14 protein-coding genes and 1 riboswitch are annotated in these 13,215 nt (G+C 74.5%); of the genes, 1 reads left to right on the top strand and 13 read right to left on the bottom strand.

The window, feature by feature from the left end:
• Positions 1-3: 3 nt before the first annotated feature.
• The 8 genes from hisG to RNC47_RS00205 form a co-directional block, all read right to left on the bottom strand.
• Positions 4-858, bottom strand: coding sequence for an ATP phosphoribosyltransferase (gene hisG, locus RNC47_RS00240; protein WP_311594494.1), 855 nt, complete (start codon positions 856-858; stop codon positions 4-6).
• A 70-nt stretch (positions 859-928) separates the two neighbouring features.
• Positions 929-1,201, bottom strand: a complete 273-nt coding sequence (locus tag RNC47_RS00235; protein ID WP_311594493.1) for a phosphoribosyl-ATP diphosphatase — start codon at positions 1,199-1,201, stop codon at positions 929-931.
• Between the two features lie 30 nt (positions 1,202-1,231).
• Positions 1,232-1,720 (bottom strand): 6,7-dimethyl-8-ribityllumazine synthase, encoded by a 489-nt coding sequence (gene ribH, locus RNC47_RS00230; RefSeq protein ID WP_311594492.1) that lies wholly within the window; start codon positions 1,718-1,720, stop codon positions 1,232-1,234.
• 61 nt (positions 1,721-1,781) lie between these two features.
• Positions 1,782-3,086 (bottom strand): bifunctional 3,4-dihydroxy-2-butanone-4-phosphate synthase/GTP cyclohydrolase II, encoded by a 1,305-nt coding sequence (locus tag RNC47_RS00225; protein ID WP_311594491.1) that lies wholly within the window; start codon positions 3,084-3,086, stop codon positions 1,782-1,784.
• Complete coding sequence (locus RNC47_RS00220; protein ID WP_311594490.1) at positions 3,083-3,745, bottom strand: nicotinamide mononucleotide transporter family protein; 663 nt, start codon at positions 3,743-3,745, stop codon at positions 3,083-3,085. The genes RNC47_RS00225 and RNC47_RS00220 overlap by 4 nt, the downstream gene beginning before the upstream one ends.
• Entirely contained in the window at positions 3,742-4,347 is a 606-nt protein-coding gene (locus RNC47_RS00215) for a riboflavin synthase (protein WP_311594489.1), read from the bottom strand. Before RNC47_RS00215 ends, RNC47_RS00220 begins: the two co-directional genes overlap by 4 nt.
• A complete protein-coding gene (gene ribD / locus RNC47_RS00210; protein ID WP_311594918.1) occupies positions 4,348-5,430 on the bottom strand; it encodes a bifunctional diaminohydroxyphosphoribosylaminopyrimidine deaminase/5-amino-6-(5-phosphoribosylamino)uracil reductase RibD in 1,083 nt (360 codons plus the stop codon). It abuts the gene before it with no gap.
• Positions 5,431-5,602: 172 nt separating this feature from the next.
• Positions 5,603-5,733: riboswitch (FMN riboswitch) on the bottom strand.
• Between the two features lie 84 nt (positions 5,734-5,817).
• A complete protein-coding gene (locus RNC47_RS00205; RefSeq protein WP_311594488.1) occupies positions 5,818-7,008 on the bottom strand; it encodes an ROK family transcriptional regulator in 1,191 nt (396 codons plus the stop codon).
• 140 nt (positions 7,009-7,148) lie between these two features.
• Here RNC47_RS00205 and RNC47_RS00200 point away from each other — a divergent pair, with 140 nt between their 5' ends.
• Complete coding sequence (locus tag RNC47_RS00200; protein WP_311594487.1) at positions 7,149-8,387, top strand: MFS transporter; 1,239 nt, start codon at positions 7,149-7,151, stop codon at positions 8,385-8,387.
• Positions 8,388-8,424: 37 nt separating this feature from the next.
• Here the strand turns inward: RNC47_RS00200 and RNC47_RS00195 are convergent, their stop codons facing one another.
• The 5 genes from RNC47_RS00195 to rpe all read right to left on the bottom strand — a co-directional run bounded on the left by RNC47_RS00195 (position 8,425) and on the right by rpe (position 13,205).
• The gene (locus RNC47_RS00195) at positions 8,425-8,880 is read right to left on the bottom strand and encodes a phospholipase (RefSeq protein WP_311594486.1); all 456 of its coding nucleotides are present in this window, start codon (positions 8,878-8,880) and stop codon (positions 8,425-8,427) included.
• Positions 8,881-9,040: 160 nt separating this feature from the next.
• A complete protein-coding gene (locus RNC47_RS00190; protein WP_311594485.1) occupies positions 9,041-9,733 on the bottom strand; it encodes a class I SAM-dependent methyltransferase in 693 nt (230 codons plus the stop codon).
• Between the two features lie 58 nt (positions 9,734-9,791).
• Positions 9,792-11,231: a GuaB1 family IMP dehydrogenase-related protein gene (locus RNC47_RS00185; RefSeq protein ID WP_311594484.1), complete on the bottom strand. Its 1,440-nt coding sequence runs from the start codon at positions 11,229-11,231 to the stop codon at positions 9,792-9,794.
• Between the two features lie 138 nt (positions 11,232-11,369).
• Positions 11,370-12,359, bottom strand: a complete 990-nt coding sequence (locus tag RNC47_RS00180; RefSeq protein ID WP_311594483.1) for a sugar-binding transcriptional regulator — start codon at positions 12,357-12,359, stop codon at positions 11,370-11,372.
• Positions 12,360-12,521: 162 nt separating this feature from the next.
• A complete protein-coding gene (gene rpe / locus RNC47_RS00175) occupies positions 12,522-13,205 on the bottom strand; it encodes a ribulose-phosphate 3-epimerase (RefSeq protein WP_311594482.1) in 684 nt (227 codons plus the stop codon).
• Positions 13,206-13,215: the final 10 nt, after the last annotated feature.

Below are 13,215 nucleotides of genomic sequence, written 5' to 3'. Positions count from 1 at the left end.
GGGTCAGAGGCGGGCGGCGTGGATGCCGGTGCTGAGGATCGCGCGGGCGCCGAGCTCGTACAGCTCGTCCATGATCCGCTGGGCGTCCTGCACCGGCACCATGGAACGCACGGCGACCCACCCCTGGTCGTGCAGCGGGGAGACGGTCGGGGACTCGAGGCCCGGGGTGAGCGACACCGCCTTGTCGACGAGCTCGGCCCTGATGTCGTAGTCCATCATCACGTAGCGGCGGGCCACCAGCACGCCCTGGAGGCGCCGCAGGAACTGGCGGACCTTGGGGTCCTCCTCCTCGCCGTCCCCGCCGGCGCGCCTGATGACCACGGCCTCCGACTCGAGGATCGGCTCGCCGATGATCTCGAGACCCGCGTTGCGCAGCGTGGTGCCGGTCTCCACGACGTCGGCGATGACCTCGGCGACGCCCAGCTGGATCGCGGTCTCGACGGCCCCGTCGAGGTGGACCACCGAGGCGTCCACGCCGTGCTCGGCGAGGTGGGCGGTGACGACGCCGGCGAAGGAGGTGGCGATGGAGAGGCCGCCGAACTCCCGGACGTCGCGGACGGTGCCGGGGCGGGTGGCGTAGCGGAGGGTGGAGGCCGCGAAGCCGAGCTCCATGATCTCCTCGGCCTCGGCGCCCGAGTCGAGCAGCAGGTCGCGGCCCGTGATGCCGATGTCGAGGCGGCCGGATCCGACGTAGATGGCGATGTCGCGGGGGCGCAGGTAGAAGAACTCGACCTGGTTGTCCGCGTCGATCAGGACCAGTTCGCGGCGGTCCTTGCGCTGCCGGTAGCCGGCCTCATGGAGCATGGCCGCCGCCGGCTCGGAGAGCGACCCCTTGTTGGGAACGGCGATGCGCAACATGGACGGGCTTCCTTCGTGCGGGAGTACGGGCGCGGGTGGGTGGGAGGACGGGGCGCGGGGCGCGCGCCCGTCAGAGGTGAGCGTATACGTCGGAGAGCGAGAGGCCGCGGGCGACCATCAACACCTGGAGGTGGTAGAGGAGCTGGGAGATCTCCTCGGCGGTGCGGTCCGCGCTCTCGTGTTCCGCGGCCATCCACACCTCGGCGGCCTCCTCGACGACCTTCTTGCCGATGGCGTGGACCCCGTCGGCGAGCAGTTCCGCGGTGCGGGAGGTGCTGGGGTCGCCGGTGGCGGCCTTCTGCTGGAGCTCGGCGAAGAGCTCGTCGAATGTCTTGTTGGCCATGGTGGTCTTACCCTACGGCGTGCCCCCTGGTCAGCCACGCGCGGGGCGTGGAACGGCACGCAGGGTGGTGGCGGCCGCGACGGCGGCGGTGGCGGCCTCGTGCCCCTTGTCCTCGACGGAGCCCGGCAGGCCGGCCCGGTCCACGGCCTGCTCCTCGGTGTCGCAGGTCAGCACGCCGAAGCCGACGGGGATGGCGTGGCCGACGCTGACCTGGGTGAGGCCCTGGGTGACGCCCTGGCAGACGTAGTCGAAGTGGGGGGTGCCGCCGCGGATGACGACGCCGAGCGCGACGACCGCGTCGTAGCCGCGCTCGGCCAGCGCCTCGGCGGCGAAGGGCAGTTCGAAGCTGCCCGGCACCCGCACCACGGTGGGCTCCGGCACGCCGAGGTCCTTCAGCGCGCGCAGGGCGCCGGAGAGCAAGCCGTCCATCACGGTCTGGTGCCACTGGGCGGCGACCACCGCGACCCGCAGGTCGGCGCCGCCGGTCACGGTCAGCTCGGGGGCTCCCTTGCCGCTCACTGTCTTCTCCCTCTCGTCGTTCGCGTCGTTCTCGCCGATCGCGTCGTTCTGCTCGGTCGGATCACTGGTTGGCGCAGGCCGAGGTGGCGCCCGGGTCGAGCCAGGGCAGGTCGTGGCCCATCCGGTCCCGCTTGGTGCGCAGGTAGCGCAGGTTGTGCTCGCCGGGCGGCACCGGCATCGGCTCGCGGCCGGTGACGGCGAGGCCGTGCCGGGTGAGCGCGGTGACCTTCTCCGGGTTGTTGGTCATCAGGCGCAGCGAGCGGACGCCGAGGTCGGCCAGGATGCGGGCGCCGGCGGCGTAGTCGCGGGCGTCGGCCGGCAGCCCGAGCTCCAGGTTGGCGTCCAGGGTGTCCCGGCCGCGCTCCTGCAACTGGTAGGCGCGGAGCTTGGACATCAGGCCGATGCCGCGGCCCTCGTGGCCGCGCAGATAGAGGACGACGCCCCGGCCCTCGGCCTGGACCCGCTCCAGGGAGGCGCGCAGCTGCGGGCCGCAGTCGCAGCGCTGGGAGCCGAACACGTCGCCGGTCAGGCACTCGGAGTGCACCCTGACCAGCACGTCCTCGCCGTCGCCCAGCTCGCCGGCGACCAGCGCGATGTGCTCGACGCCGTCCGCCGTCGACCGGTAGCCGTGCGCGCGGAACGTGCCGTGCGCGGTGGGCAGGGTGGTCTCGGCCTCGTGGCGCACGGTCGGGAGGGCCTCCTCGCCGGCGGCGCGCCGGTAGGCGACCAGGTCCTCGATGGAGATGATCGCGAGGCCGTGCCGGCGGGCGAAGCGGCGCAGCGCGGGCAGCCGCAGCATGGTGCCGTCCTCGCCGGCGATCTCGCAGATGGCGGCCGCCGGGCGCAGCCCGGCGAGCCGGGCGAGGTCGACGGCGGCCTCGGTGTGGCCGTTGCGCACCAGCACGCCCCCGGTGCGGGCGCGCAGCGGGAAGACGTGTCCCGGGCGGGCCAGGTCGGCGGGGGCCGCGGCGGGGTCGGCGAGCAGCCGGATGGTGGTGGCGCGGTCGGCGGCGGAGATGCCGGTGCCGACGCCGTGCGCGGCGGTGGCGTCGACCGAGACGGTGAAGGCGGTGGTCATCGACTCGGTGTTCTTCTCGACCATCTGGCCGAGTTCGAGCCGGTCCAGGTCCTCGGGCTCCATGGGCGCGCAGATCAGCCCGCGGCACTCGCTCATCATGAAGGCGACGATCTCGGGGGTGATCAGCTCGGCGGCGACCACCAGGTCGCCCTCGTTCTCCCGGTCGGGGCGGTCGACGACCACCACCGGCCGGCCCAGGGCGATGTCGGCGACGGCGCGCTCGACGGGGTCGAGCACGAGCTCGGGGTCGAGGACGGGCGCGGCGGCTCGGGACTCCGGGACGGTCACGCGGGGGCTCCTTCCAGGACGGTCCTGCGGCCACCGGCGTCGCGGGAGCTCAACCACCAGGCCCGCATGCCCCACAGGACGAGGACGAGATAGACGACGTAGACCAGGCCGGAGAAGGGCAGGCCGCTGTCGAAGGCCAGCGGGACGCCCACCAGGTCGACCAGCAGCCAGGCGAACCAGAACTCCACCAGGCCGCGGGCCTGAGCGACCATGGCGACCAGGGTGCCGACGAAGATGTAGGCGTCCGGCCAGGGGTTCCAGGACAGCTCGGGGAAGGCGCTGAACACCCCGCCCACCACGAGGGTGCCGAGCGCGGCGCCGGCGAGGAGGGCGCCGCGTTCGGTCCAGGAGGCGAAGCGGACGGTGATCCGCCCCTCCTCGGTGCCGTGCCGGCCGAGCTGCCACTGTCGCCACCCCCACAGGGCGACGCCGATGACCAGGAGTTGCTTGCCCACTCCCCCGCTGAGCTGGGCGGAGGCGTAGGCGGCGATCAGGATGAGCCCGGAGACGAGCTGGACGGGCCAGGTGAGGATGGAGCGCCGCCAGCCGAGGGCGAGGGCGGCGAGCCCGGCCAGGTTGCCGACCATGTCGGACCAGATGACGTGCTGGCCGAAGGCGGTGAAGGCGGTGCTGTTGAGCTGGTCGACCAGGCTGCTCATCGGAGCGTCACCTCGCGCTGGCCCAGCAGGCGTTCGACGTACTTGCCGACGATGTCGACCTCCAGGTTGACCTGGTCGCCCGGCTGCTTGGCGCCGAGGGTGGTGAGGTCGAGGGTGGTGGGGATCAGGCCGATGGAGAAGCGGTCGTCGCCGGCCTCGACGACGGTGAGGCTGACGCCGTCGACCGTGATCGAGCCCTTGTCGACGACGTAGCGGGCGAGCGGGGCGGGCAGCGTGAAGGTGACGAGCTCCCAGTGGTCGCCCGGCGTGCGCTCCAGGATGGTGGCGGTGCCGTCGACGTGGCCCTGGACGAGGTGTCCGCCGAGCCGGTCGCCGAGCGCCATGGGGCGCTCCAGGTTGACGCGGTCGCCGGGCGCGAGGCCGCCGAGGTTGGAGCGGGCCAGGGTCTCGGCCATCACGTCGGCGGTGAACTCGCCCTCGCCGAGCTCGATCACGGTGAGGCAGACGCCGTTGACGGCGATGGAGCCGCCGTGGCCCGTGCCCTCGGTGACGACGGCGCAGCGCAGCCGCAGCCGCGCCGAGTCGCCCGCTCGGTCGAGCGCGACGACCTCGCCCTGCTCTTCGACGATTCCGGTGAACACTCAGCTCTCCTTGGGGACGGGGGCGTTGACGGGAACGGCGCTGACCCGCAGGTCGGGGCCGATCCGGTCGACGCCGGTGACGCGAAGGCGCAACGCGTCCGCGATGGTGGTGATTCCCGCGCCGGTCAGGGCCTGGGGTCCGGCGCCGAGCAGGGCCGGGGCGAGGTAGCCGGTGACGCGGTCGACGAGGCCGGCGGCGGCGAAGGCGCCGGCCAGGGTGGGGCCGCCCTCCAGCAGCAGGGAGCGGATCCCGCGCCGGTGGAGGGCGGCGAGCAGCGCGGTCAGGTCGAGGCCGGGGCCGTGGGTGGCGCGCGGGAGCCTGACCACCTCGGCGTGGCCGAGGAGGTGGGCCGCGGGGGCGTCGTCGGCGACGGCCACCAGGGTGGCGGCGGCGCCGTCGAGCACCCGGGCGCCCGGCTTGACGGCGGACGCCTCGGTGTCCAGGACGACGCGCAGCGGCTGGCGGGCGCCCGGCACGCCGCGGACGGCGAGGTGCGGGTCGTCGGCGCGGGCGGTGCCCGAGCCGACGAGCACCGCGTCGGACTCGGCGCGCAGCCGGTGCACGTCGGCGCGGGACTCGGGCGAGGTGATCCACCGGCTGGTGCCGTCGGCCGCGGCGATCCGGCCGTCGAGGGTGGCGGCGTACTTCCAGTGGACGTGCGGGCGGCCGTGCCGGACGGCGGTGAGCCAGGCCGCGTTGACCTCGGCCGCCTCGGCGGCGAGCGGTCCGGCGGCGACCTCCACGCCGGCGGCGGCGAGCACGGCGGCGCCCCCGGCGGCCTGCGGGTTGGGGTCGGCCACGGCGTAGACGACGCGTGCCACGCCGGCGGCGATCAGGGCCTGGGCGCAGGGGCCGGTGCGCCCGGTGTGGGCGCAGGGTTCGAGGGTGACGACGGCGGTGCCGCCGCGCGCCGCGGGGCCGGCCGCGGTCAGCGCGTGGACCTCGGCGTGCGGGCCGCCGGCCCGCTGGTGCCAGCCCTCGCCCACGGTGCGGCCGGCGGCGTCCAGGACGACGCAGCCGACGACGGGGTTGGGGCTTGTGCTGCCGAGGCCGCGGGCGGCCAACTCGATGGCGCGGCGCATCGCCTGGGCCTCACGGGCCTCTCGCGCGCTTGCGGGGGCGGCCACCGGATCCTCCTGCCTCTTGGGCACGGCTCCGGGGCTGCGGGATGTCAGCGCGGATCACGGGGGCGGGGACAGGCCATGGCCGGTCGGTCGGGACCGGCGGCCACGGGTGTGCCGCGCACCGCTTCCGCCACGCACTGCCTCCCATCCGGACTTTAACCGTCGGTCCAGGAATTCCACCTGGTCAACCGGCCGCTGGCGGCGGACGGGTCGCGGACTATAACCGCCGGTTCGGAGTTTCACCGACCCCGGAGTGCGCTGTGTCGCTGGTACGCCCACCAGTCTGCCACGGTCGGCGGTCGATCATGCCGGGCTGTGGGGCGCCTCACAGGCCGGCCGGGGGCGTCACCGCGCGAGGTCGGGGCCGAAGAGGTCCCGGCGGGCCGCGTCCAACGCGGTGACCAGGGCGCCGGCCAGGACCGGGCTGCCGGCCACGGTGGCGGGGCGCACGTCGGTGTCCAGCGGGGACAGGGCGCGCAGGCGGTCGGCGACGCGCTCGGCGAGCGCGGGCCCGCCGGCGCGCCCGATCTCGCCGCCGAGCACCGCGCAGCCGGGGTCGAGGACGGCGGCCACCCCGGCGATGGCCAGGGCGACGCGGTCGGCGAGCTCGGTGAGGAACGCGCCGGCGGCGCCCGTGGGTTGGGCCGCGGCGGCGCGCACCACGGCCTCGGCCGCCGGCGCGTCGCCCGCGGGGTCGGCGGGCAGGCCGTGTGCCCCGGCCAGGGCGCAGACCGCGCCGCTCGACGCGAGCGCGTGGAAGCCGCCGTCGCAGTCCTCGGCCGCGGGCAGTCCGCCGGTGCCGGGCACGGGCAGGAAGCCGAGTTCGCCGGCGCCGCCGGAGGCGCCGCGGCGCAGCGCGCCGTCGAGCAGCACGGCGGCGCCGACGCCGTGGCCGAGCCAGACCAGCACGAAGCTGTCGCGGTCCGTGACGGCGCCGTGTCGGTGTTCCGCGATGCCGGCCAGGTTGACCTCGTTCTCCAGGAGGACGGGGCCTTCGAGCCTGGCGCGCAGCGCGGTGAGGAGTTCGGTGTGCCAGGAGGGCAGCGAGCCGGTGGGGCGCAGGGCGCCGGTGGTCGGGTCGACGAGCCCGGGGGCGCCCATGACGGCGGTGTGCACGGTCGCGACGCCCGAACGGGCGAGGGCCCGGTCGAGCGCGGCGAGGGTGGCGGCGACCATGTCGTCGGTTCCCGCGGTGGCCGGCAGCCGCTCCTCGGCGAGGGTGCGGCCGGCGAGGTCGGCCAGCGCGAGGGCGACCGAGCCGGTGCGGACGTCGAGCGCGGCGACGTGGGCGCGCTCGGCCACCAGGCCGTAGAGGCGGGCGTTGGGGCCGCGCCGCTCCTCCCCCGCCTCGCCGACCACGGTGACCAGGCCGTCCCGACCCAGCCGGCCGAGCAGGTCGGCGACGCTGGGCCGGGAGAGGCCGGTCAGCTCGCGCAGCCGGGTCGCCGTCAGGGGGCCCTCGCTGGCCAACAGGTCCAGGGCGATGCGGTCGTTGATGGCGCGGGCCGTCCGTGGCGTCGCGGTACGGGCAGTCATGCGGGAATCCTCGCAGAGTCGGTGGAGGGCGAGACGCTCCCGCCATATTTCTATTAGGCAACCTTCCTGATAGTTTACTCCCCGGCCCGGCCCGCCGGCCCGGCCACCCCTCCGGGACCTACGAGAGAACGCGGACGCCCATGTCGACGTCACACCCCCTGGTCACCGACCGGGACCGGATCCGCACGGCCCGCCGGTCCGTCAGCGCCGTCTTCGCGCTGCACGGCGCGGTCAGCGGCAGCTTCGTGACCCGCATCCCCTGGCTCAAGGACCAACTCGACCTCAGCACCGCGCAGCTGGGCCTGGCCCTGGCCTTCCCCGCGCTCGGCGCGGCCCTGACCATGCCGCTGGCCAGCGGCGTGATGCACCGGCTGGGCGCGCGCGCCGCCGTGCGCTGGCTGCTCGTGCTGTGGACCGCCGCGCTGGCCCTGCCCATGCTGGCGCCGAACCTCCCGGCGCTGTGCGGGCTGCTGTTCGTCTACGGCGCCGCGTCCGGCATGGCCGACGTGGCGATGAACGCGCAGGGCGTGGACGTGGAGCGCGAGCACGGCCGCTCGATCATGTCCGGGCTGCACGGCCTGTGGTCGGTGGGCGCGCTGCTCGGCTCCGCGGTCGGCGTCGGCGCGGTCGGGCTCGGCGTGGACGCGCGGGCCCATCTCCCGCTGGCGGCCCTGGCGTTGACCCTGGCGGCGCTGCCGGTCTGCCGGGGCCTGCTGGACGTCAGGGCCACGCCGGAGGAGGAGCCGCCGCCCCGGTTCGCGCTGCCCCCACGCTCCGCGCTGCTGATCGGCGCGGTCGGCATGTGCGCGATCCTCGCCGAGGGCGGCAGCATGGACTGGTCGGGCGTCTACCTGCGCGATCTCGCGGGCGCCTCGGAGGCTGTGGCCGCCGCCAGCTACACGGCGTTCGCCTGCACCATGGCCGTCGCCCGGCTCGCCGGGGACGCGGCGGTGCGGCGCCTGGGCCCGGTCCGCACGGTCCGCGGCAGCGGACTGCTGGCACTGACGGGCGGGTTGCTCGTGGTGACGGCGCGGGTGCCGGCGCAGGGCATCCTGGGATTCGCGCTGCTCGGGATCGGGATAGCGGTGGTGATCCCGTTGGCCTTCGCGGCCGCCGGGCGCAGCGGCCCCAACCCGAGTCAGGCCATCGCCGGCGTGGCCACGGTCACCTACACCACCGGCCTGATCGCGCCCACCCTGATCGGCATGATCGGCGAACTCGCCTCGCTGCGGGCCTCGTTCGCGCTGGTGACGGCCGCGCTCACGGTGCTGGTGGTGGGCGCCGGGGTGCTGGGCGGGCGGGCGCCGCGGGAGCCGGTGGCCGCCGACCCCGCCACGGCGCGCGGCGAGCGCAGCGGCCGGGCGGGGAAATCCGCGTAAAACGGGCCCCCGGCAGGTCGCCGGGGGCCCGTCGGGCTCAGCCGAAGGCGCGGACGGCCTGGTAGTACGTCCAGGCCAGCCCGTCACAGGAGGCGGCCGTGGCCCCCGAGTAACGGTCGCAGACCCGCTGCAGGTCGGCGTAGAAGGCGGAGTCGAGCCGGGCCTTGTTGGCGTCGAAGGTGCCCTGTGCCCGGTAGTTGCGGTAGCCGAAGTCGTGCCGCGCACACGAGGTCTCGAACGGGAAGCCGAAGGGGTTGTCGGGGGAGCTCGAGCAGTAGTCGGTGCTCCAGTCGAAGCCGTAGGAGGACCAGGCCGACTGGTTGTTACGGGCGGACACCCAGGCGTTGTAGCTGCTGGAGCTGGTCTGGGTCCAGCTGGAGAGCACCTGGGGCTTGTCGGCCGGGGCCGCGGTTGCGGGGGCGGCCGCGGTGAACACGGCGGCCAGGCTCAGGCCGACCGCGGACAGGGCGGTGGCGAACCGACGACGACGCATGCAGTTCCTCCGGAAATCTGACGAACCGTCACCAGGACGGCACGGTGGGGGGTTTCCGGAAGATCAAGCTACGGGCCGGTAGGTCATTACTCAAGACCTGACGCATGCACGTCAGTTGACGGGTCGGGGAATTCCGGGCGCGACCGCCCGGGCCACCGCCTCAGCGGACCGGCCGGGCGCGCACCCAGGTGCCGTCGTCGGTGAGCACCGTGTCCACGGCGAGGCCGGCGGCGGCCAGCGCGGCCTCGAAGGACTCCTCGGTGTAGCGGTAGGAGAGGAACCGCTGCGTCCACCGCGCGTCGCCGTACTCGTATTCGACGAGGATGGCGGAGGTGTCGGCGTCGACCGGCTCGGCGGACGCCACCCGGATGAGCCCGTGCTCGGTACGCGACTCCCTGGGCACCCGGACGTGCCAGTCCGCCCCCTCGCGCTGGATCAGCACCACTCCCCCGTCGGCGACGTGGCGCCGGCAGGCGCGCAGCATGCCGGCGCGCACCGCGGGATCGCCGTTGTGCACCAGGAACGAGGCGAGCAGCACGACGTCGAACCGCTCGTCCCCCAACTCCAGGTCCTCGATCGAGGAGCGGACGGTGCGGGCGCCGCGCACGTGCGCCAGCATCTCCGGCGACTCGTCGACGGCCGTGACGGTGAAGCCGCGCTCGATCAGCGGATGGGTCAACCGACCGACGCCACAACCGAGTTCGAGGATGGTGGCGCCGGCGGGCACGGCCGAGGCGATGATCCCGGGCTCGGGCCCGGGACGCAGCCTCAGCCAGTGCTCGACGGCGCAGCCGTCCGGAGTGATGGGGCCCGGCCCCGTGCCGCCGTATCCCGCGCGCGTCCGCTGGCTCATGAACCCATCCCAGCACCCGCGCCCCGGGGGCGACAGATCGAGTTCGGCCAGCCCCGCCTCACTGCCAGCTGACGTGCAGCGGCTTGCCCTCCGCGTAGCCGGCGGCGCTCTGCACGCCCACCACGGCCCGCTCGGTGAACTCGGTCAGCGTGGCCGCCCCGGCGTAGGTGCAGGCCGAGCGGACGCCCGCCACGATCGAGTCGACCAGGTCCTCGACGCCGGGACGCGCCGGGTCCAGGAACATCCGGGAGGTCGAGATCCCCTCCTCGAAGAGCCCCTTGCGCGCCCGGTCGTAGGCCGAGTCCTCGGCGGTGCGGCCGCGCACGGCACGGGCCGAGGCCATGCCGAAGCTCTCCTTGTACAGCCGGCCGTCGGCCGCCTGCTGCAGGTCGCCAGGCGACTCGTAGGTGCCGGCGAACCAGGAGCCGATCATCACGTTGGAGGCGCCGGCGGCCAGCGCCATCGCCACGTCCCGCGGATGCCGCACCCCGCCGTCGGCCCACACGTGCTTGCCGTGCCTGGCCGCCTCGGCCGCGCACTCCAGCACGGCCGAGAACTGCGGCCGCCCCACGCCCGTCATCATCCGGGTGGTGCACATGGCGCCGGGGCCGACCCCCACCTTGACGATGTCGGCGCCGGCCTCGATCAGGTCCCGGGTGCCCTCGGCGGACACGACGTTGCCCGCCACCACCGGCACCGCCGGCTTCAGGGCCCGGACGGCGCGCAGCGTGGCGACCATCGACTCCTGGTGGCCGTGCGCGGTGTCCACCACCAGCGTGTCGACGCCGGCCGCGAGCAGCGCCTCGGCCCGCCCGGCCACGTCCCCGTTGATGCCGACGGCGGCCGCCACCCGCAGCCTGCCGGCCGCGTCGGTGGCGGGCGTGTAGAGCGTGGCGCGCAACGCGCCCTTGCGGGACAGGATGCCGGCGAGCCGCCCGTCCGCGCCGACCGCGGGGGCGATCTTACGGTGCGCGCCGTCCAGGACGTCGAAGGCCTCCTGCGGGTCCATCCCGGCGTCGAGCACCAGCAGGTCGCGGGACATCACCTCGCCCAGCTGGGTGAACCGGTCGACGCCCGTCAGGTCGGCCTCGGTCACGATCCCCACCGGCCGGCCGGCGCTGACCACGACGCCGGCGCCGTGCGCCCGCTTGGGCAGCAGGGCGAGCGCGTCGCCCACGGTCTGGGTGGGGGCCAGCACGATCGGCGTGTCGAGGACCAGGTGGCGCTGCTTGACCCAGGCGATCACGTCGGTGACCACGTCCAGCGGGATGTCCTGCGGGATGACCACGAGGCCGCCGCGCCGGGCCACGGTCTCGGCCATCCGGCGGCCGGCCACGGCCGTCATGTTGGCGACGACGAGGGGGATGGTGGTGCCCGTGCCGTCGGGGGTGGACAGGTCGACGCCCTGCCGGGAGCCGACCGCCGAACGGTTGGGAACCATGAAGACGTCGTCGTAGGTCAGGTCGTACGACGGCGCGACGTCATTGAGGAACTTCATGCTCGCTCTCTCACCTGCTGCGGAGTGGATCGATGCGGGTGGGGAGCTGCGGCTCCTACGTCATTATGGCCGAGAACCGCACTCGTGCACGAAGCGGCCGGCCCACCCGACCCGGGCGAACCGGCCGGCGCACGCCGGCTAGCCGAGTTCGTCGGGGTCGGCCCGCTCCAGGGCCGGGCGCCCGCCCGGCGGCTGGGCCAGCAGTCGGTCGGCGGCGGTGGTGTCCGTGACCAGGCTGGTCACCAGTCCAGAGCGCAGTACCGCGCCGATGGCGTCCGCCTTGCGGCGGCCGCCGGCGATGGCGACCACCTCGGGGATCCGGCGCAGCCGCTCGGCCTCCACCGTGATGCACCGCTCCCCCAGGTCCCGCCCGACCCGGCGCCCGTCGGCCGCGAAGAGGTGCGCCGACATCTCGGCCGCCACCCCCAGCGAGGAGTAGTGCTCCCGCTCCTCCTTGTCCAGCATGTCGTGGACGGTCGAGATCCCCGGCTCCCAGGACCCGATGGAGACCGCCGCGATCGTCACCTTGTCGAAGTACTCGAAGGCCGCCGCGATCCCCGCCTGGCCGCGCAGCGCCGCCGCCGTGGCCGAGTCCGGCAGCAGCATCGGCGCGTAGATCGGGTGCGCGTCGCCCCCCGAGACCGCGGCCGCCCGCCGCACCGCCTCCACCGAGCCGCGCTCCGCCGTGCCCGCGTGGTAGACGCCGGTCAGCTGCACCACCGTGCACGGCGGCAGCTCGCGCAGCGCCTGCGCCATGTGGATCGTCGACCGCCCCCACGCGAGCCCGAGCACGTCCCCCTCGGCCACCAGCTCACCGAGCAACTCCGCGGCCACCTCGCCCAGATGCTCCGGGTCCGGCGTGTCCTCCGCGTCGTCGGAGGGCGACTCGGCCACCACCACGTGCCGCAGCCCGTACCTGGCCCGCAGCGCGTCCGACCGCTCCGCGTCCAGCTCGGCCGGCACCCGGATCTCGATGCGCACCAGGTCGTGCTCCACGGCCGACTCCAGCACGCGAGCGACCTTGAAGCGGCTGACCCCGAACTCGTCGGCGATCTGGATCTTGGACTTGCCTTCCAGATAGAAGCGGCGTGCCATCGCCGCCGCCTGCATCAGTTCGGCGGGCCCCATCCTTGTGGCTGCCCTCCCGGTCGGCACCGCACTCACCTCACTGTCCTGATGTCCGTCCCCGTCCCCGGTCACCTCTGGAGGTTCATCCTCGCAGATCCACGGACCCCGCGATCGCCCCTCGGAGTCGGCGGCACCCCCGGGAACCGGATGGACGGCCGGAGTTCACCCGGACGTGGTGGGCGAGGTCGGGTGCCCGGCGCGCTCAGCCTGCTCGCGTAGCGCGGCCACCGCGGCCGCCGGGTCGTCGGCGCCGTAGACGGCGGAACCGGCGACGAAGACGTCGGCCCCGGCCTCGGCGCAGCGCTCGATGGTGGCGGTGGAGACGCCGCCGTCCACCTGGAGCCAGAGCGACAGGCCGTGGCGCTCGATCAGCTTCCTGGTGCGGCGGATCTTGGGCAGGGTGACGTCCAGGAACGCCTGGCCGCCGAAGCCCGGCTCCACGGTCATGACCAGCACCATGTCGAGCTCGGGCAGCAGGTCCTCATAGGGCTCGATGGGGGTGGCCGGCTTGAGCGCCATCGAGGCGCGCGCGCCCTTGGCCCTGATCTCCCTGGCGAGCCTGACCGGCGCGGCCGCGGCCTCCACGTGGAAGGTGACCGAGCCGGCGCCCGCGTCCACGTAGGCCGGGGCCCAGCGGTCCGGGTCCTCGATCATCAGGTGGCAGTCGAGCGGGATGTCGGTCGCCTTGCGCAGCGACTCGACGACGGGCACACCGAGCGTCAGGTTGGGCACGAAGTGGTTGTCCATCACGTCGACATGGAGCCAGTCGGCGCCCTCGACGGCCCTGGCCTCGTCGGCCAGCCGGGCGAAGTCAGCGGACAGGATGCTCGGATTGATCTGTGCCATGGGGCCCAGT

This window comes from Streptomyces millisiae, from assembly GCF_031845425.1.
GTDB lineage: Bacteria > Actinomycetota > Actinomycetes > Streptomycetales > Streptomycetaceae > Streptomyces > Streptomyces millisiae.
This window is presented reverse-complemented; position numbering and strand designations above follow the sequence as displayed.